The 18,803-nt window shown below is 70.6% G+C and carries 15 protein-coding genes, 1 tRNA gene and 1 pseudogene; 15 read left to right on the forward strand and 2 right to left on the reverse strand.

The window, feature by feature from the left end; all coding sequences use genetic code 11:
• The 5 genes from ACFP2V_RS04805 to ACFP2V_RS04825 all read left to right on the forward strand — a co-directional run.
• On the forward strand, positions 1–2,629 hold a 2,629-nt coding region (locus ACFP2V_RS04805; RefSeq protein WP_381205854.1), incomplete at its 5' end, for an exo-rhamnogalacturonan lyase family protein.
• A 244-nt stretch (positions 2,630–2,873) separates the two neighbouring features.
• Positions 2,874–3,323 (forward strand): SRPBCC family protein, encoded by a 450-nt coding sequence (locus ACFP2V_RS04810; RefSeq protein WP_381205857.1) that lies wholly within the window; start codon positions 2,874–2,876, stop codon positions 3,321–3,323.
• Between the two features lie 39 nt (positions 3,324–3,362).
• Positions 3,363–3,434, forward strand: a tRNA-Val gene (locus ACFP2V_RS04815).
• Between the two features lie 475 nt (positions 3,435–3,909).
• On the forward strand, positions 3,910–5,886 hold the full coding sequence (gene thrS, locus ACFP2V_RS04820) for a threonine--tRNA ligase (protein ID WP_381205860.1): 1,977 nt from the start codon (positions 3,910–3,912) through the stop codon (positions 5,884–5,886).
• Between the two features lie 151 nt (positions 5,887–6,037).
• Positions 6,038–6,586: an HIT family protein gene (locus ACFP2V_RS04825; protein ID WP_381205863.1), complete on the forward strand. Its 549-nt coding sequence runs from the start codon at positions 6,038–6,040 to the stop codon at positions 6,584–6,586.
• Between the two features lie 63 nt (positions 6,587–6,649).
• Here the strand turns inward: ACFP2V_RS04825 and ACFP2V_RS04830 are convergent, their stop codons facing one another.
• Both ACFP2V_RS04830 and ACFP2V_RS04835 read right to left on the reverse strand, forming a co-directional pair.
• On the reverse strand, positions 6,650–8,305 hold the full coding sequence (locus ACFP2V_RS04830; protein WP_381205866.1) for a hypothetical protein: 1,656 nt from the start codon (positions 8,303–8,305) through the stop codon (positions 6,650–6,652).
• 294 nt (positions 8,306–8,599) lie between these two features.
• Entirely contained in the window at positions 8,600–10,795 is a 2,196-nt protein-coding gene (locus tag ACFP2V_RS04835; protein WP_381205869.1) for an elongation factor G-like protein EF-G2, read from the reverse strand.
• A gap of 385 nt (positions 10,796–11,180) precedes the next feature.
• Here ACFP2V_RS04835 and pgsA point away from each other — a divergent pair, with 385 nt between their 5' ends.
• The 10 genes and pseudogenes from pgsA to ACFP2V_RS04885 all read left to right on the forward strand — a co-directional run.
• Entirely contained in the window at positions 11,181–11,879 is a 699-nt protein-coding gene (gene pgsA / locus ACFP2V_RS04840) for a phosphatidylinositol phosphate synthase (protein WP_381205872.1), read from the forward strand.
• Positions 11,876–12,808: a phosphatidylinositol mannoside acyltransferase gene (locus ACFP2V_RS04845; protein WP_381205875.1), complete on the forward strand. Its 933-nt coding sequence runs from the start codon at positions 11,876–11,878 to the stop codon at positions 12,806–12,808. The genes pgsA and ACFP2V_RS04845 overlap by 4 nt, the downstream gene beginning before the upstream one ends.
• Entirely contained in the window at positions 12,805–13,968 is a 1,164-nt protein-coding gene (locus ACFP2V_RS04850) for a glycosyltransferase family 4 protein (protein ID WP_381205879.1), read from the forward strand. The genes ACFP2V_RS04845 and ACFP2V_RS04850 overlap by 4 nt, the downstream gene beginning before the upstream one ends.
• Before the next feature lie 133 nt (positions 13,969–14,101).
• Complete coding sequence (locus ACFP2V_RS04855; protein WP_381205882.1) at positions 14,102–14,644, forward strand: LemA family protein; 543 nt, start codon at positions 14,102–14,104, stop codon at positions 14,642–14,644.
• 155 nt (positions 14,645–14,799) lie between these two features.
• Complete coding sequence (pdxS, locus tag ACFP2V_RS04860) at positions 14,800–15,711, forward strand: pyridoxal 5'-phosphate synthase lyase subunit PdxS (protein WP_381205885.1); 912 nt, start codon at positions 14,800–14,802, stop codon at positions 15,709–15,711.
• Positions 15,712–15,720: 9 nt separating this feature from the next.
• Positions 15,721–16,326, forward strand: coding sequence for a pyridoxal 5'-phosphate synthase glutaminase subunit PdxT (pdxT, locus tag ACFP2V_RS04865; protein ID WP_381205888.1), 606 nt, complete (start codon positions 15,721–15,723; stop codon positions 16,324–16,326).
• A gap of 48 nt (positions 16,327–16,374) precedes the next feature.
• Positions 16,375–17,127 (forward strand): YebC/PmpR family DNA-binding transcriptional regulator, encoded by a 753-nt coding sequence (locus tag ACFP2V_RS04870; protein WP_381205891.1) that lies wholly within the window; start codon positions 16,375–16,377, stop codon positions 17,125–17,127.
• A gap of 205 nt (positions 17,128–17,332) precedes the next feature.
• On the forward strand, positions 17,333–17,971 hold the full coding sequence (gene ruvC / locus ACFP2V_RS04875; RefSeq protein WP_381205894.1) for a crossover junction endodeoxyribonuclease RuvC: 639 nt from the start codon (positions 17,333–17,335) through the stop codon (positions 17,969–17,971).
• A complete protein-coding gene (ruvA, locus tag ACFP2V_RS04880; RefSeq protein ID WP_381205896.1) occupies positions 17,968–18,573 on the forward strand; it encodes a Holliday junction branch migration protein RuvA in 606 nt (201 codons plus the stop codon). The genes ruvC and ruvA overlap by 4 nt, the downstream gene beginning before the upstream one ends.
• A 75-nt stretch (positions 18,574–18,648) precedes the next feature.
• Positions 18,649–18,803: pseudogene (locus ACFP2V_RS04885) on the forward strand (Holliday junction branch migration DNA helicase RuvB); the annotation flags it as partial.

An 18,803-nucleotide genomic window follows, 5' to 3' on the forward strand; every position in this document is an offset into this window, starting at 1 on the left:
AGCCGAGAGTGCCGGCGACGACCCCGTGACCCTGGACTGGCTCGAGGACGGCGGCCTCGGCGCGGCACCCGGATCCACCGTCGGCGTGCCCTGGCCCAAGGGGGCCCACCGGGACGGCCAGACCTTCGCGCTGGCCGACGCCGACGGCAGGGCCGTACCCGTACAGTCCTGGCCGCTCGCCCACTGGCCGGACGGCTCCCTCAAGTGGACCGCGCACGCGGTGAGTTCCGGCACCGGCAAGCTCACCCTGACCGCCGGCACCCCCGCGGCACCGCAGAAGAAGGTCACCGTCGACCAGCGCGGTGGCACCATCGACGTCTCGACCGGCGTCATCGCCGCGAGAATCGCCAAGTCCGGCGCCACCCTCGTCAAGTCCGTCACCCGCGGCTCCACCGAGATCGCCAGGAACGGCCGCCTCGTCCTGCTGCGCCAGCCCGAGTTCGCAGACGGCGACCAGAGCACCGTCAGGACCGAGCGCTTCGACGGCGCCATCGACGAGGTCACCGTCGAACAGGCGGGACCGGTCCGCGCCGTCGTCCGCGTCGACGGAAAGCACCGTAAGGGCCACCGCGGTTGGCTGCCCTTCTCCATCCGCCTCTACTTCTACGCGGGCGCCGACTCCTTCCGCATGGTGCACACCATCACCTACGACGGCACGCAGGAACCCGGCAGAGCGAGCGGCGACTTCATCCGCGGCATCGGCGTCCGCTTCACCGTGCCCCTGCGCGACGAGTCCTACGACCGGCACATCCGCATCGGCGGCGAGGGGACAGGACTGCTGCGCGAGGCCGTCAAGGGCATCACCGGACTGCGCCGCGACCCGGGCACCGCCGTGCAGGCCGCCCAGTTCGCGGGCGAGAAGCTGCCCGACCCCGCCACCTGGGACCAACGGGTCACCACCCGCCTGCAGTACATCCCCGAATGGGGCGACTACACCCTCTCCCAGCTCTCCGCCGACGGCTTCACCCTGCGCAAGCGCACCAAGAAGGGGTACGGCTGGATCGGCGCCGGCGGCGGACGACGCGCCTCCGGCTTCGGCTATGTCGGCGGAGTCAGCGGCGGACTCTCCTTCGGCCTGCGCGACTTCTGGGAGAAGCACCCCGCCCAGCTCGACATCCGCGACGCCCACACCGACGCGGCCGAGGTCACCCTCTGGCTCTGGTCGCCGGAGGCACAGCCCATGGACCTGCGCTTCTACCACGACGGCATGGGTCAGGACACCTTCCCCGAACAGCTTGAAGGCCTCAACATCACCTATGAGGACTACGAGCCCGAGTTCGGTACCCCCTACGGCATCGCCCGCACCTCCGAACTCCTCTTCTGGGCCAACGAGTCGACCCCGAGCGCCGAGAAACTCGCGGAACAGATAGAGGCCGTCCGCGTCCTGCCGCAGCTCGCCGCACCGCCGAAGCAGCTCATCGGCGCCAAGGTGTTCGGCCCCGGTCTGTTCTCCGCGCCCGACCGCTCCACCCCGGCCAAGGCAAAGATCGAGGACCACCTCGACTTCCTCTTCACCTACTACAAGGACCAGGTGGAGATGCGCCGTTGGTACGGATTCTGGGACTACGGCGACATCATGCACACCTACGACACCGCCCGCCACCAGTGGCGCTACGACGTCGGCGGCTACGCCTGGGACAACTCCGAACTCTCGCCCGACCTCTGGCTCTGGTACGCCTACCTGCGCTCCGGCCGCGCCGACATCTTCCGCTTCGCCGAGGCGATGACCCGGCACACCGGCGAGGTCGACGTCTACCACCTGGGCAAGTGGGCCGGCCTCGGCACCCGGCACGGCGTCCAGCACTGGGCCGACAGCGCCAAGCAGCAGCGCATCGCCAACACCACCTACCGGCGCTACTACTACTTCCTCACCGCCGACGAACGCGTCGGCGACCTCATGCACGCCACCGTCGACTCCGACGAGACCTTCCTCGTCCTCGACCCCATCCGCAAGATCCGCACCGAGCCGTACACCCCCGACCGGCACGCCCTGTCCGTCGGCTTCGGCACCGACTGGAGCGGCCTGGTCTCGGCCTGGCTCACCGAATGGGAACGCCGGGGCCCGAAATGGGAGAAGGCAAAGGCGCGCGTCCTGTCCACCATGGAGACCATCGCCGCCCAGCCCAACGGATTCGTCCAGGGCACCGGACTGTACGACCTGGACACCGGGAAGTTCGCGATAGCCGAGGAACCCGTGGTCGAGGTCTCCCACTTGTCGGCCGTCTTCGGCCTGAACGAACTGTGCGCCGAACTCATCGACCTGGTCGACATGCCGGCCTTCAACGAGGCGTACTACGACTACTGCCGCTACTTCAACGCCACCAAGGCGCAGCAGGCGGCCCGCTACGGCTCGAACTTCGGCAGCCTGATCCTCTTCCAGGGCCATTCCCGCCTGGACGCCTACGCCGCCGTGCAGACCGGCGACGACCAGCTCGCCGACCGGGCGTGGGAGAAGTTCTACCACTCCGACGGCTACCAGGAGTCCGCCCCCTGGAAGACCGAGAAGGTGACCGGACCGACCGCCCTGGTCGCCGGCAGCGAGGCCACCTGGGTGTCCACCAACGACACCGCGCTCTACGGCCTCGCCGCCATCGAGAACCTCGCCCTGCTGGGACACCGGATGCCGTAAGAGCCCCGAACAAAATGGGCGCCCGGCTCGCGGCGCCTGGCACGCACTCCCCCAAGCTCTTCGAGCAGGGGGGACCCCCCGCCGCGTTGCCGAAAGGCCCTGGTAGCTCCGCTACGAGGACCTTCCGGCGCCTTGCGATCGCACGCACCAGACGCCGCGAGCTGATCGGACTCCCCTTTTGTTCGGGGCTCTAAGAGGCGGCAGGAGACCGTACGCCCCGGGCGCGGGCGGGCACACTCCCTCCATGGACCGGAACCATTACCGCTTCCGCAGTCTGTGGAGACTGCCCGCGCCCGCCGGACCGGTGTACCGAGCCCTGGAGCGCATCGAGGACTATCCCCGCTGGTGGCCGCAGGTGCGTGAGGTGACCCGGCTCGACGCCACCGGCGGGGTCGTCCGGATCCGCTCCGTACTGCCCTTCGACCTGATGACGGCCATGCGGGAGACCCGGCGCGATTCCTCGGCCGGAGTCCTCGAAGCGCGCCTGTCCGGGGACCTCGACGGCTGGGCCCGCTGGACCGTCACCCCCGTCGGCCCCGGCGGCACACTCGCCCGCTACGACCAGGAGGTCGACGTCCGCACACCCCTGCTGCGCTGCCTCGCCGTGCCCGGCCGCCCCCTCTTCCACGCGAACCACGCCCTGATGATGCGCTCCGGGCGGCGCGGGCTGGCAGCGCACCTCCAAGCGGTTTGAACCAAGCCCGACCGGCCCTGTATTGTTCAGTCCGTTCCCGGGCGATTAGCTCAGTGGGAGAGCGCTTCGTTCACACCGAAGAGGTCACTGGTTCGAACCCAGTATCGCCCACCGGGAAAGCCGGTCCGCCTGTGGCGGACCGGCTTCTTCGTGTTCAGGGCCGCATGCCCGGAAGGAACACCCACGCGGCCGCCTCCAGTTCGGGAGCGGGGCCGGGCCGACCGGCTCCCGGGGTGCCGCTGCGGGCGAACCGGCCTGAAGACCCCGGACCCGACCCGCGTGCCACACCGCCTGCGGAGTGGGGAGCTCGCCGGGGGCAGACGCTCCGGACGGAGCGCGAAGCGGCGGCCCGCTGCGCGGGCGACCTCCGGCGACGCCACCGCGTCGCGAAAACCGCGGTCCTCTTCGAAGAGGCATGCGGCGCCGACGGCGATCACCGGGACGGCACGAGGGATGCGGGCGGGGACGGCGGCGGATACGGCCACGGGCAATGATTTCGCCCCGCACCGGTCCGGGTCGGTACGATCGCATTCATGCGTGCGCTCAGGTATGGCGCCGCGGCCCAGCCTTCAGTCAGGAGAGACCGGTGTCAGACGTCCGTGTGATCATCCAACGCGATTCCGAGCGGGAAGAACGCGTGGTGACGACGGGCACCACGGCCGCCGAGCTCTTCGCCGGCGAACGCTCGGTCGTCGCCGCGCGTGTGGCCGGTGAGCTCAAGGACCTCGCCCACGAGGTCAGCGACGGCGACACCGTCGAAGCCGTCGAGATCTCCTCCCCGGACGGCCTCGACATCCTGCGCCACTCCACCGCGCACGTCATGGCCCAGGCCGTGCAGGAGCTGTTCCCCGAGGCCAAGCTGGGCATCGGCCCGCCGGTCAAGGACGGCTTCTACTACGACTTCGACGTCGAGAAGCCGTTCACGCCCGAAGATCTCAAGGCCGTCGAGAAGCGCATGCAGGAGATCCAGAAGCGCGGCCAGCGTTTCTCGCGCCGCGTGGTGACCGACGACGCCGCCCGCGAGGAACTCGCCGACGAGCCGTACAAGCTCGAGCTGATCGGCCTCAAGGGCTCCGCGTCGCACGACGACGGCGCGGACGTCGAGGTCGGCGCCGGCGAGCTGACGATCTACGACAACCTCGACGCCAAGACGGGCGAGCTGTGCTGGCGGGATCTCTGCCGCGGCCCGCATCTGCCGACCACCCGGAACATCCCGGCGTTCAAGCTGATGCGCAACGCCGCCGCCTACTGGCGCGGCAGCGAGAAGAACCCGATGCTCCAGCGCATCTACGGCACCGCCTGGCCGTCCAAGGACCAGCTGAAGGCGCACCTGGAGTTCCTCGCCGAGGCCGAGAAGCGCGACCACCGCAAGCTCGGCAGCGAGCTCGACCTGTTCTCCATCCCGGAGCAGATCGGCTCCGGCCTCGCCGTCTTCCACCCCAAGGGCGGCATCATCCGCCGGGTCATGGAGGACTACTCGCGGCGCAAGCACGAGGAGGCCGGTTACGAGTTCGTCTACACCCCGCACGCGACGAAGGGGAAGCTCTTCGAGACCTCGGGCCACCTGGACTGGTACGCCGACGGCATGTACCCGCCCATGCAGCTCGACGAGGGCGTGGACTACTACCTCAAGCCCATGAACTGCCCGATGCACAACCTGATCTTCGACGCGCGCGGCCGGTCGTACCGTGAACTGCCCTTGAGGCTCTTCGAGTTCGGCACGGTCTACCGTTACGAGAAGTCGGGCGTCGTGCACGGTCTGACCCGGGCCCGCGGCTTCACCCAGGACGACGCGCACATCTACTGCACCCGCGAGCAGATGTCCGAGGAGCTCGACAAGACCCTCACCTTCGTCCTGAACCTGCTGCGCGACTACGGCCTGACCGACTTCTACCTGGAGCTGTCCACCAAGGATCCGGAGAAGTTCGTCGGAACCGACGAGGCCTGGGAAGAGGCCACCGAGACACTGCGCCAGGTCGCCGAGAAGCAGGGCCTGCCGCTGGTCCCGGACCCGGGCGGCGCCGCCTTCTACGGCCCGAAGATCTCCGTGCAGACCAAGGACGCGATCGGCCGCACCTGGCAGATGTCGACCATCCAGCTCGACTTCAACCTGCCGGAGCGCTTCGACCTGGAGTACACGGCCGCGGACGGCTCCAAGACCCGCCCGGTCATGATCCACCGTGCGCTGTTCGGCTCGATCGAGCGGTTCTTCGCGGTGATGCTGGAGCACTACGCGGGCGCCTTCCCGGCGTGGCTGGCGCCGGTGCAGGCGGTGGGCATCCCGGTGGGCGACGCCCACGTGGAGTACCTGGAGAAGTTCGCCGCCGACGCGAAGAAGCAGGGCCTGCGGGTCGAGGTGGACTCCTCCGCGGACCGCATGCAGAAGAAGATCAGGAACGCCCAGAAGCAGAAGGTGCCGTTCATGGTGATCGTCGGCGACGACGACATGAATGCGGGCACGGTGTCGTTCCGCTATCGCGACGGGTCGCAGAAGAACGGCATTGCCCGTGACGAAGCGATCGCCGAGATCGTTGACGTGGTGGAGCGCCGGGCCCAGGTCTGATGTGCTCCCCGCCTGAGCGGGGATGGTCCCGGCCTCTGCCGTGGTCCGCACCTGCCGACCACCTGCTCCCCGCCGACACGGGGCTTCAGGCCCCCGGGAGAGATCCCGGGGGCCTGTCCCGGCCCATCGCCCGACGCCATATGCTGCACGTATGACGAGTGAGCCGGAGCAGCAGATCGGAGTGGGCACGCAGGACGCGTTCCAGCGTCTGTGGACGCCCCACCGGATGGCCTACATCCAGGGCGAGAACAAGCCGAGCGGCCCGGGCGCCGACGACGGCTGTCCCTTCTGCTCCATCCCGGCCAAGTCCGACGAGGACGGGTTGATCATCAAGCGTGGCGAGCTGGTTTACACGGTGCTCAATCTGTACCCGTACACCGGCGGCCACCTGATGGCCGTGCCGTACCGCCACGTCGCCGACTACACGGATCTCACGACGGCGGAGACCGCGGAGCTCGCCGAGTTCACCAAGCGCGCGATGATCGCTCTGCGCACCGCATCCGGCGCGCACGGCTTCAACATCGGGATGAATCAGGGCACTGTGGCGGGCGCCGGCATCGCCGCGCACCTGCACCAGCACGTCGTACCCCGCTGGGGCGGCGACACCAATTTCATGCCCGTCGTCGGCCACACGAAGGTACTGCCGCAACTGCTGGGCGACACCCGCAAGATGCTCGCGGAGGCCTGGCCCACGGCGTGATCCGCCCGTTCGGCGAGGGGCGGGACAACAGCCTCGGCGACTGCCCCGCCCACGGCCGGAGGCCTACGCGTCGTACACGTCGGCCTTCTTGGGCGCCGCGTCCTGGATGGCACCGCTCAGGCCCGCCGAGCGGGCACCGAACTTCTCCGTGTCCACGCCGTTCTCCTTCAGCACCTTGATCGCCGCCGAGTGCACCGCCCGAAGGACCGGCGTGGCCGCGCGCAGCGCGTCGTCGGCCATGAAGCGGTGCCGCCACGGCTTGTCCGCCCAGGCGTGCCGCAGGCCGAAGGGCTCGGGCAGCGAGAGCTTGCCGCCCAGCCAGTAGAGCAGCGGCGGATACCAGGTCAGCGGCGCCCGGGCGGCCAGGCGCACCACCTCGTCGGTGGCGACCAGCGGGAGTTTCACCGTCCGGGTCTCCCAGAACCTGACCGACTTCTGGACCTTCTTCTCCTTGGCCGCCGGCTTGCTCGTGAACAGGGAGTGCACCGGGCCCAGGGCATGCCCGGTGACCTCGATGCGCAGCGTCTCGTGCAGCACCGTCACCGTGATCAGCATGGTGATGACCAACTGGCCGTCCCACAGGGTCCACTGCACGCCCAGGTAGTGCCGGTCGCCCGCGCCGAACTGCTGGTTGTTGCAGATCTCCTGTATGGCGTGCGGCTTGATCCGGTACGCCTCGACGTCGGTGCCGTCGGGCCGGGACACCGCGTCCGCGTTCTCCCCGATCGGGGTGACGATCCAGTGCCGCACCGTCGGTTTGGGAAAGCCTCCGGTGTGCAGCGGGCCGCGCTCCAGCATGCGCAGCCGGTCGTGGACGGCCTTGATGACGTCCCAGCTGCGGAACGGGTTGATCTCCCGGTCCGGGTCGATCGGGAGCAGCTCCTCGGCGAGCTGCCAGCTGCCCCAGCGCGTGCCCATGCCGAGTATCCCCTTGGGCCCGGCGTAGAACACGGAGTTGGACTGCTGCTCGGCGGTGAGCCGGGCCAGCGACTGACGCAGCTCCTCGGCGGCCGTCTCGCCCGGGCTGCTCGGCACCGCCTCGGGCACCTTGGCGCCCACGCTGCCGCCGGAGAGGAGGCTGCTCCAGCGCTCTCTGAGGTCCCGTGCCGTGCGCTCACAGATCCGCTTGGCCCAGAACCAGCCGATCACCGGGGCGACGACACAAGCGCGCGCGTACCAGCCCCAGAATCCGTCGAAGGGCATCCGGAGCAGGAAGACCACGGCGAGGAGCCCCATCGCGACCAGCAGCGTGGTGGCGAGCGCGCCGGCCCGCTTGTCCTCGCGCCTGGCGATGGTGGTGCGGATCTGGAAGACCAGCAGCCAGATCAGCAGTCCGGGCAGGAACAGCAGGCCGCACAGCACCATCACGGCACTGAGCCAGTTGTCCCGCTCCCTGCGGATGCGGTGTGCCGCGAGGCTGTGCTCGACGACAACCTGCGGCTGGGTGCCGAAGGACTGGATGAGCGGTGCCCGCCCGGAACCCAGCATCCGGTCGATGACCGCCCGGGAGAACGCCTCGCCCAGATTCGGCCGGAACAGTGCGATCCGGGGCTTGTCGACGGACGACTTGTGCCACTCGCTGTTGGCCTTGAGTATCTCGTCGGCCTCGTTGTCCCGGTAGGCGGCCGAGGCCAGCGCGAACGTCGGGGTCTGCCCCTCGTCGCCGGTGCGTGGCACCTGCGGGCCGAAGAAATCCGCGTAACCGCCTTCAACGGTCATTCCCGCCCCCGTTCGCCGCAACTGTCGTCTTGCGGCCTTCCCGACTTCCTTGCCGCGCACACCTGTTGAACTGGTCTTCAGAGTATCCGCAGCCACCGGCGTCCGTCGGTGGACGGCCGAAAGCCGCCTACCGGCACGAAGTGCGGCCACTCGGGGCGCGTTCTGCCGCTTCCGGGCGCATGGCCGGGCATGGTGGTGCGCGGGCGCCCGCGGGGCTGCCGGGACTGTCCCGAGGGCGCCCGCGCACCGAATCCCGAGCCGTGGCCATGAGGAGGCACGTGCCGCCGTCCGCCGTCAGGCGCTGAGTGCCTCCTCCCGGACCCGTTCGGCGACCTGCGCCGGCATCGGCTCGTGCCGCACGTACCGGCGGCTGAAGCGCGCGGTGCCGTGCGAGAGCGACCGCAGATCGACGCTGTACCGGCCGATCTCGATCTCCGGGACCTCGGCCCTGATGAGGGTGCGGCCGCCCGCCGACTGCTCGGTTCCGAGCACCCGGCCGCGTCGGCCGGACAGATCGCTCATCACCGGGCCCACGTAGTCGTCACCGACCAGGACATTCACCTCGGCCACCGGTTCCAGGAGATTGATCCGCGCGTCCGCGGCCGCCTCCCGCAGCGCCAGCGCGCCGGCCGTCTGGAAGGCCGCGTCGGAGGAGTCCACCGAGTGCGCCTTGCCGTCCCTCAGCGTCACCCGTACGTCGATCAGCGGGTGGCCGGCCGCGAGTCCCTTGGCGGCCTGGGCCCGTACGCCCTTCTCGACGGACGGGATGAACTGCCGCGGCACCGCGCCGCCGACGACCTTGTCCACGAACTCGATGCCCGAACCGCCCGGCAGCGGCTCCACGTCGATCTCGCAGATCGCGAACTGCCCGTGCCCGCCGGACTGCTTGACGTGCCGTCCGCGCCCGGAGGCCCTGTCACCGAACGTCTCGCGCAGCGGCACCCGGTGGGCCACGACGTCCACCTGGACGCCGTACCGGCTGCGCAGACGCTCCAGGGCCACGTCCGCGTGGGCCTCGCCCAGACACCACAGGACCACCTGGTGGGTGTCCTGGTTGTGCTCCAGGCGCATGGTGGGGTCCTCGGCGACGAGGCGGGCCAGTCCCTGCGAGAGCCTGTCCTCGTCCGGTTTGCTGTGCGCCTGGATGGCCAGTGGCAACAGCGGGTCGGGCATCTCCCAGGGTTCCATCAGCAGGGGGTCGTCCTTGGCGGACAGGGTGTCCCCGGTCTCCGCGCGGCCCAGCTTCGCCACGCACGCGAGATCGCCCGCGATGACGTGGGACACCGGGCGCTGCTGCTTGCCGAACGGTGTGGACAGGGCGCCGATCCGTTCGTCGACGTCGTGGTCCTCGTGGCCCCGGTCGGCCAGCCCGTGCCCCGAGACGTGCACCGTCTGGTCGGCGCGCAGGGTGCCGGAGAACAGCCGGATCAGCGAGAGCCGCCCGACGTACGGGTCGGACGACGTCTTGACGACCTCCGCGACCAGCGGGGCGTCGGGGTCGCACGGGTTCAGCTCGCGCGGTGCGCCGTCGACGGTGGTCACCCGCGGTGTGCCGTGTTCCAGCGGGGTCGGGAAGCCGCCGGTGATCAGCCCCAGCAGTTCGACCGTGCCGAGGCCCTGGCGGGCGCCCTCGGCCGCGGGGGCGGCGGGGAGGACGGGGAAGAACACCCCGCGCGCGACGGCCTTCTCCAGGTCCTCGATCAGGGTCTTGACATCGCACGGCTCGCCGCCGAGGTAGCGGTCCATGAGGGTTTCGTCCTCGCTCTCCGCGATGATCCCCTCGATCAGCCGGTTGCGGGCCGCCTCGATCAGCGGCAGCCGGTCCGGGTCGGGCTCGTGCTCCCCGCGCTCGCCGGACGAGTAGTCGAACAACTTCTGGGTCAGCAGCCCGATCAGGCCCGTCACGGGCGCGTGCCCGTCGGGTCCCTCCGGACCGTGCAGCGGCAGGTACAGCGGCAGTACGGCGTCGGGGTCGTCCCCGCCGAACGTCTGGGCGCACACGCGCGTCATCTCGGTGAAGTCCGCGCGTGCCGCCTCCAGGTGCGTGACGACGATGGCCCGCGGCATGCCGACGGCCGCGCACTCGTCCCACACCATGCGGGTCGAGCCGTCCACCCCGTCGGAGGCCGAGACGACGAAAAGGGCCGCGTCCGCCGCTCGCAGACCGGCCCTGAGTTCACCGACGAAGTCGGCGTATCCGGGGGTGTCCAACAGGTTGATCTTGATGCCGTCCCATGCGAGGGGCACCAGGGAGAGCTGTACCGAGCGCTGCTGCCGGTGCTCGATGTCGTCGTAGTCGGAGACGGTGCCGCCGTCCTCCACTCGGCCCGCCCGGTTCACGGCTCCCGTGGTCAGTGCGAGAGCCTCCACCAAGGTCGTCTTGCCCGATCCGGAGTGGCCGACCAGCACCACATTCCGTACGGACGTGGGGTGGTCGGCCGCCTGTGCCCTTCCGGCGGCTCCGGGATGTGTGTGCGCCTTGTCGCCCATGGTCCTGCCTCCCGTGCACGGTGAGGTCACTGTGGGCGCGGACTCGCGGATCCTCCCCGAGGCCGGCCCCGGGGGCACCCCGAGCGGTGACGGCTCCGACGACGCCCGCGGTCCTTCGAGCTTTCCACTCCCGTCACGGTGCGTCCATACGAAGGACGCGATCCCGCCTTCCGGCGCTGCCCGATCGTGCCTCCGGGCGTCCCGACGCCGGCCCCGGCCCCGGCCGTGGCTTTGCTTTCGGCCCTGTCGGGTCCGCGGATCCATGGGACGGCGGTCCCCGTACCGGTCCTCGGGTGCCCGGCCGTCGGTCACCCGCGTGCGTGACTACGATGGGCCAGCCGGTGGCCAGTGGGGCCACACGGCCACACCGACCGTCGGGAAGGCCATGCTGAACAAGTACGCGCGTGCATTCTTCACGCGTGTCCTCACACCGTTCGCCGCGTTTCTCATCCGGCGGGGGGTCAGCCCGGACACGGTCACGCTCATCGGCACCGCCGGTGTGGTCGCGGGCGCGCTGGTCTTCTACCCCATGGGCGAGTTCTTCTGGGGCACGGTCGTGATCACGCTGTTCGTGTTCTCCGACCTCGTCGACGGCAACATGGCCCGCCAGCTGGGCCGCTCCAGCCGCTGGGGAGCCTTCCTCGACTCCACCCTCGACCGGGTCGCCGACGGGGCGGTCTTCGGCGGCTTCGCCCTGTGGTACGCGGGCGGAGGCGACGACATCGTCCTGTGCGCCGTGTCGATCTTCTGCCTGGCCAGCGGCCAGGTGGTGTCGTACACCAAGGCGCGCGGCGAGTCGATCGGACTGCCGGTGGCCGTGAACGGGCTGATCGAGCGGGCCGAGCGGCTCGTCATCTCCCTGGTCGCGGCCGGCCTGGCGGGCCTGCACGCGTTCGGCGTGCCCGGCATCCAGTACCTGCTGCCGGTCGCCCTGTGGATCGTCGCCGTCGGCAGCCTGATCACGCTGATCCAGCGGGTCGTCACGGTGCGCCGGGAGTCCGCCGAAGCGGAGGCCGCGGAGGCCGCGGAGGAGCAGGAGGCCGCCGGGGAGCAGGAGGCCCGCGGGAGCGGGGCCGCGAAGTGAGCGTGCAGGACCGCCTGAGCGACGCTCTGTACGGCGCCGGCTGGGCCACCGTCAAGAAGCTCCCCGAACCCGTCGCCGTGCGGCTCGGCCGGACCATCGCCGACATCGCCTGGAAGCGGCGCGGCCGGGGCGTGCTGCGGCTGGAGAGCAACTACGCGCGTGTGGTACCCGGCGCGAGCCCCGAGCGGCTCGCCGAACTGTCCCGCGCGGGCATGCGTTCGTACCTGCGGTACTGGATGGAGTCCTTCCGGCTGCCCGCCTGGAGCCCGGAGCGCATAGCGAACGGCATCGACGTCAAGGACGTCCACCGCCTGACCGACGGCATGGCGGCCGGCAAGGGCGTCGTCCTCGCGCTGCCGCACCTCGCCAACTGGGATCTCGCGGGCGCCTGGGCCACCACCGGGCTGGGCATCCCGTTCACCACCGTCGCCGAGCGCCTGAAGCCGGAGACGGTGTACGACCGCTTCGTCGCCTACCGCGAGGGCCTGGGCATGGAGGTGCTCCCGCACAGCGGCGGCAGCGCGTTCGGCACGCTGGCCCGGCGGCTGCGCGACGGGGGACTGGTCTGCCTGGTCGCCGACCGTGATCTGTCGGCCTCCGGCGTGGAGGTCGAGTTCTTCGGCGAGACCGCGCGGATGCCGGCCGGCCCCGCCCTGCTCGCCCAGCAGACCGGGGCGCTGCTGCTGCCGGCGACGCTCTGGTACGACGACTCGCCCGTGATGCGGGGCCGGGTCCATCCAGCGGTTTCGGTGCCCGAGTCAGGTACGCGGGCAGAGAAGACGTCTGCCATGACACAGGCGCTGGCCGACGCCTTCGCCACGGGGATCGCCGACCACCCGGAGGACTGGCACATGCTGCAGCGCTTGTGGCTCAAGGATCTCGATCCCGCGCGGGACCCCGAGCAGGACGCCCGGGAGGGGACCCTGTGAGGATCGGCATCGTCTGCCCGTACTCCTGGGACGTACCGGGCGGAGTCCAGTTCCACATCCGTGATCTGGCCGAGTACTTCATCCGCCTCGGCCACGAGGTGTCCGTCCTCGCCCCGGCCGACGACGAGACCCCACTGCCGCCGTACGTCGTCTCGGCCGGCCGCGCGGTGCCGGTGCCGTACAACGGCTCGGTGGCCCGGCTGAACTTCGGCTTCCTGTCGGCGGCCCGGGTGCGGCGCTGGCTCCACGAGGGTGCCTTCGACGTGATCCACATCCACGAGCCGACCTCGCCCTCGCTCGGCCTGCTGGCCTGCTGGGCGGCCCAGGGACCCATCGTCGCCACCTTCCACACGTCCAACCCGCGCTCCAGGGCCATGGTCGCCGCGTACTCCATCCTGCAGGCGGCGCTGGAGAAGATCAGCGCACGGATCGCGGTGAGCGAGTACGCCCGCCGCACGCTCGTCGAACACCTCGGCGGCGACGCGGTGGTGATCCCGAACGGGGTGGACGTCGACTTCTTCGCCCGTGCCGAGCCCGAGCCCGCGTGGCAGGGCGGCACGATCGGCTTCATCGGCCGCATCGACGAGCCCCGCAAGGGCCTGCCGGTGCTGATGCGCGCCCTGCCGAAGATCCTCGCCGCCCGCCCGCAGACGCGGCTGCTGGTCGCGGGGCGCGGCGACGAGAAGGAGGCGGTGCAGAGCCTGCCCGCCGAACTCCGTTCCCGGGTCGAGTTCCTCGGCATGGTCAGCGACGAGGACAAGGCCCGTTTCCTGCGCAGCGTCGACCTGTACGTGGCGCCCAACACCGGCGGCGAGAGCTTCGGCATCATCCTGGTCGAGGCGATGTCCGCCGGGGCGCCGGTGCTCGCCTCCGATCTGGACGCCTTCGCCCAGGTGCTCGACCAGGGGGCGGCCGGCGAGCTGTTCCCCAACGAGGACGCCGACGCGCTCGCCGAGGCGGCGGCGCGCCTCCTGGGGGACCCGGAGCGACGCGCGAAGCTGCGCGAGCGGGGCAGCGCCCACGTCCGCCGCTTCGACTGGTCGACCGTCGGCGCGGACATCATGTCCGTCTACGAGACGGTGACCGCCGGAGCGGCGGCGGTGGCGGCCGACGAGCGGACAACGAGGCTGTGGTCGCGCTTCGGGTCGGCGAGGGACTGAGGGCGGCTGTTCGGCCGGGCCCGGCCATGACAGCCCGGACCTCCGGTGAACGGCGACGAGCGAGGGCGTCGGCACCCGGGGCGCCCCGGGCACTCGGCCGGGCCGGCGCGGCGCCCCGGTAGCCTTGCCGCCCGTGACCGCAACCCTGATCTGGATCCTTGTCGCCCTCGTCGCGATCGGCCTCTACCTGAGCTGGACGGCGGGGCGGCTGGACCGGCTGCACGCCCGGATCGACGCCGCCCGCGCCGCACTGGACGCGCAGTTGCTGCGCCGCGCCTCCGTGGCCCAGGAACTGGCCACGTCAGGGGTGCTCGATCCCGCCGCCTCGATCGTGCTCTACGAGGCCGCGCATGCCGCACGGCAGACGGTGGAGGAGCAGCGGGAGGTCGCCGAGAGTGAACTGAGCCAGGCGCTGCGGGCCGTTTTCGCCGAGTCGCAGCAGGTGGACGCGGTCAGGGAGGTGCCCGGGGGAGAGGACGCGGCCCTGGAACTCGCCGAGGCCGTCCGCAGGGTGCCCATGGCCCGCCGCTTCCACAACGACGCCGTACGAGCCGCACGCGCCCTGCGCCGGCACCGCAAGGTGCGCTGGTTCCGGCTGGCGGGACACGCGCCGTTCCCGATGGCGTTCGAAATGGACGACGAACCCCCGGCCGCCCTGATCGAACGCGCGGCCTGACCGGCGGCGCTCACCGGCGGCACTCGCCGGGAGGGCGACCGGGAGCTCCGCCCAAAACGATCCACCGCCTCTCCATTGGCTCTTGCTGTGGACTGGTCCGTTCACGTTTCCTCAGTGGTGCAGAAACCCCCTTTTCGCCATCAGTGAGGTCACTCGTGTCCAGCACGCTTTCCGAAAACCAGGGTCCCGAGACCGGCACCGCCCGCGTCAAGCGAGGGATGGCCGAGCAGCTCAAGGGCGGCGTGATCATGGACGTCGTCACGCCGGAGCAGGCGAAGATCGCCGAGGACGCGGGCGCCGTCGCCGTCATGGCATTGGAGCGCGTCCCCGCCGACATCCGCAAGGACGGCGGCGTGGCCCGTATGTCCGACCCGGACATGATCGAGGGCATCCTCGCGGCCGTCTCCATCCCGGTGATGGCCAAGTCCCGCATCGGCCACTTCGTCGAGGCGCAGGTGCTGCAGTCGCTCGGCGTCGACTACATCGACGAGTCCGAGGTCCTCACCCCGGCCGACGAGGTCAACCACTCCGACAAGTGGTCGTTCACCACCCCCTTCGTCTGCGGTGCCACCAACCTCGGCGAGGCCCTGCGCCGTATCGCAGAGGGCGCCGCGATGATCCGCTCCAAGGGCGAGGCCGGCACCGGCAACGTCGTCGAGGCCGTGCGCCACCTGCGCCAGATCAAGAACGAGATCGCCCGGCTGCGCGGCTTCGACAACCACGAGCTGTACGCCGCCGCCAAGGAGCTGCGCGCCCCGTACGAGCTGGTCAAGGAGGTCGCCGAGCTGGGCAAGCTGCCGGTCGTGCTGTTCTCCGCCGGTGGTGTCGCCACTCCCGCCGACGCCGCCCTGATGCGTCAGCTCGGGGCCGAGGGCGTCTTCGTCGGCTCCGGCATCTTCAAGTCCGGCGACCCGGCCAAGCGGGCCGCCGCCATCGTCAGGGCGACCACCTTCCACGACGACCCCAAGGCGATCGCGGACGCGTCCCGCAACCTCGGCGAAGCCATGGTCGGCATCAACTGCGACACCCTCCCCGAGACCGAGCGCTACGCCAACCGCGGCTGGTAGGCCCCGGGCATGAGCGACATCGTCATCGGTGTCCTGGCCCTCCAGGGCGACGTACGGGAGCACCTCGTCGCCCTGGCCGCGGCCGACGCCGTCGCCAGGCCGGTGCGGCGCCCGGAGGAACTCGCCGAGGTCGACGGCCTCGTCCTCCCCGGCGGGGAGTCCACCACCATCTCCAAGCTGGCCGTCCTGTTCGGCCTGATGGAGCCCCTGCGCGCACGCGTGCAAGGCGGCATGCCGGTCTACGGCACCTGCGCCGGGATGATCCTGCTCGCCGACAAGATCCTCGACCCGCGCTCCGGTCAGGAGACCGTGGGCGGCGTCGATATGATCGTGCGCCGCAACGCGTTCGGACGGCAGAACGAGTCGTTCGAGGCGGCGGTCGACGTCAGGGGCATCGAGGGCGGTCCCGTGCACGGGGTCTTCATCCGCGCCCCCTGGGTCGAGTCCGTCGGTGCCGGTGCGGAGGTGATCGCCGAGCACGACGGCCACATCGTCGCCGTCCGCCAGGGAAACGCGCTGGCCACGTCGTTCCATCCGGAACTGACGGGCGATCACCGGGTGCACGGGCTGTTCGTCGACATGGCACGCGGGTACCGGGCGGCCGCTTCCTTGTAGGATTCCTGCGTTCGTTGCAGAGATGGGTTACGCGAAGGAGACAGGCAGATGTCCGGCCACTCTAAATGGGCCACGACGAAGCACAAGAAGGCCGTGATCGACGCCAAGCGCGGCAAACTCTTCGCGAAGCTGATCAAGAACATCGAGGTCGCCGCGCGTATGGGCGGTGTCGATCTGGAGGGCAACCCGACCCTCTACGACGCCGTTCAGAAGGCCAAGAAGCAGTCGGTGCCGAACAAGAACATCGACTCCGCCATCAAGCGCGGCGGCGGTCTCGAGGCCGGTGGCGCCGACTACGAGACGATCATGTACGAGGGCTACGGCCCGAACGGTGTCGCGGTGCTCATCGAGTGCCTCACCGACAACCGCAACCGTGCCGCCTCCGACGTGCGCGTCGCGATGACCCGCAACGGCGGCTCGATGGCTGACCCGGGCTCGGTGTCGTACCTGTTCCACCGCAAGGGTGTCGTGATGGTACCCAAGGGCGAGCTGACCGAGGACGATGTCCTCACCGCCGTCCTGGACGCGGGCGCCGAGGAGGTCAACGACCTCGGTGAGTCCTTCGAGGTGCTCAGCGAGGCCACCGACCTGGTCGAGGTCCGTACCGCTCTGCAGGGCGCCGGAATCGACTACGACTCCGCCGAGGCCAACTTCGTCCCGACCATGCAGGTCGAGCTGGACGAGGAGGGCGCCAAGAAGATCTTCAGACTGATCGACGCGCTGGAGGACAGCGACGACGTGCAGAATGTCTTCGCCAACTTCGACGTGAGCGACGAGATCATGGAGAAGGTCGACGCGTAGCGCTGCCGCGTGCACGGCGATTCCGGCGGGCCGATGGGGACACGTCCTCACCGGCCCGCCGCTCCTGTCGGTGGCAGCGGATAGCCTGGCGTACGTCAAGGATCACCGTCCGCGGACCGCAACCATCGATTGGGGAACCCCGACGGCGATCAGCCAGGTCCGCGGGAGCGGCGGCGGATCAGCCACAGAGAGGGGAGGGTGCAGGGTGCGCGTACTGGGGGTGGACCCGGGGCTGACGAGGTGCGGTGTCGGGGTGGTCGAAGGGGTCGCCGGGCGACCGCTGACCATGCTCGGTGTGGGTGTCGTGCGCACGCCCACCGACGCCGACCTCGGTCACCGTCTCGTCGCCGTCGAGCAGGGCCTCGAGCAGTGGCTGGACGAGTACCGGCCGGAGTTCGTCGCCGTCGAGCGCGTCTTCAGCCAGCACAACGTCCGGACGGTGATGGGCACCGCCCAGGCGAGCGCCGTCGCCCTGCTGTGCGCCTCCCGCCGAGGGATCCCCGTCGCCCTGCACACCCCCAGCGAGGTCAAGGCCGCCGTGACCGGTTCCGGGCGCGCGGACAAGGCCCAGGTCGGTGCGATGGTCATCCGTCTGCTGCGGCTCGACGCGCCCCCGAAGCCCGCCGACGCGGCAGATGCCCTAGCCCTCGCCATCTGCCACATCTGGCGGGCCCCCGCGCAGAACCGGCTCCAGCAGGCCGCCGCCCTGCATGCCTCACGCACCGCCCCGCGCACGACCACCGGGCGCACGGCCGCCTCGAAGGCGTCCGGCCCGAGAACACCCACAGCACCGATCCCCTCACCGATCCCATCGCCCGACCCATCGAAGGGGCGCACCGCATGATTGCCTTCGTCAGCGGAATGGTCGCCGCACTCGCACCCGACGCCGCGGTCGTCGAGGTCGGCGGCGTCGGCATGGCCGTCCAGTGCACGCCGAACACGCTGTCCACGCTGCGCCTCGGCCAGACCGCCCGGCTCGCCACCTCCCTCGTCGTACGCGAGGACTCGCTCACCCTCTACGGCTTCGCGGACGACGACGAGCGGCAGACCTTCGAACTGCTGCAGACCGCCAGCGGCGTCGGCCCCCGCCTCGCCCAGGCCATGCTGGCCGTGCACACCCCGGACGCGCTGCGCCGGGCCGTCGCGACCGCCGACGAGAAGGCGCTCACCGCCGTCCCCGGAATCGGCAAGAAGGGCGCCCAGAAGCTGCTCCTGGAGCTGAAGGACCGCCTCGGCGCACCGGTGGGCGCGGCGACCGCCGCGAGCCCCGTCGCCGCGGGCTGGCGCGACCAACTGCACGCCGCCCTGATCGGCCTCGGCTACACGACGCGCGAGGCCGACGAGGCCGTCGCCGCCGTCGCCCCCCAGGCCGAGGCTGCCGAGGGCACACCCCGGGTGGGCGCGCTGTTGAAGGCGGCCCTGCAGACGCTGAACCGTGCCCGCTAGCCCGTACCGCCCTCCCCTCCCCGTAAGCCCCGCATCCCTCGTACCGCCCCGCCCCACCCGGCTAGGAGACTTTCAGTGAACTGGGACGACACGACCGACCCCACTGCCGCCGAGCGGCTGGTGGGGTCGGTCGCCGACGGGGAGGACCAGGCCGTCGAGGCCGCCCTGCGTCCCAGGGACCTGGACGAGTTCATCGGCCAGGAGAAGGTCCGCGAGCAGCTCGACCTGGT

Origin of the sequence: Streptomyces incanus (genome assembly GCF_042656345.1) — a bacterium.
In the GTDB taxonomy this organism is placed as follows: Bacteria; Actinomycetota; Actinomycetes; order Streptomycetales; family Streptomycetaceae; genus Streptomyces; species Streptomyces incanus.

Coding starts and splice junctions, on each gene's coding strand:
- ruvA (WP_381205896.1), top strand. CDS start 17,968: ATGATTGCCTTCGTCAGCGGAATGGTCGCCGCACTCGCACCCGACGCC.
- ACFP2V_RS04810 (WP_381205857.1), top strand. CDS start 2,874: ATGGACCGGAACCATTACCGCTTCCGCAGTCTGTGGAGACTGCCCGCG.
- pgsA (WP_381205872.1), top strand. CDS start 11,181: ATGCTGAACAAGTACGCGCGTGCATTCTTCACGCGTGTCCTCACACCG.
- pdxT (WP_381205888.1), top strand. CDS start 15,721: ATGAGCGACATCGTCATCGGTGTCCTGGCCCTCCAGGGCGACGTACGG.
- ACFP2V_RS04870 (WP_381205891.1), top strand. CDS start 16,375: ATGTCCGGCCACTCTAAATGGGCCACGACGAAGCACAAGAAGGCCGTG.
- ACFP2V_RS04825 (WP_381205863.1), top strand. CDS start 6,038: ATGACGAGTGAGCCGGAGCAGCAGATCGGAGTGGGCACGCAGGACGCG.
- ACFP2V_RS04830 (WP_381205866.1), bottom strand. CDS start 8,305: ATGACCGTTGAAGGCGGTTACGCGGATTTCTTCGGCCCGCAGGTGCCA.
- ACFP2V_RS04835 (WP_381205869.1), bottom strand. CDS start 10,795: ATGGGCGACAAGGCGCACACACATCCCGGAGCCGCCGGAAGGGCACAG.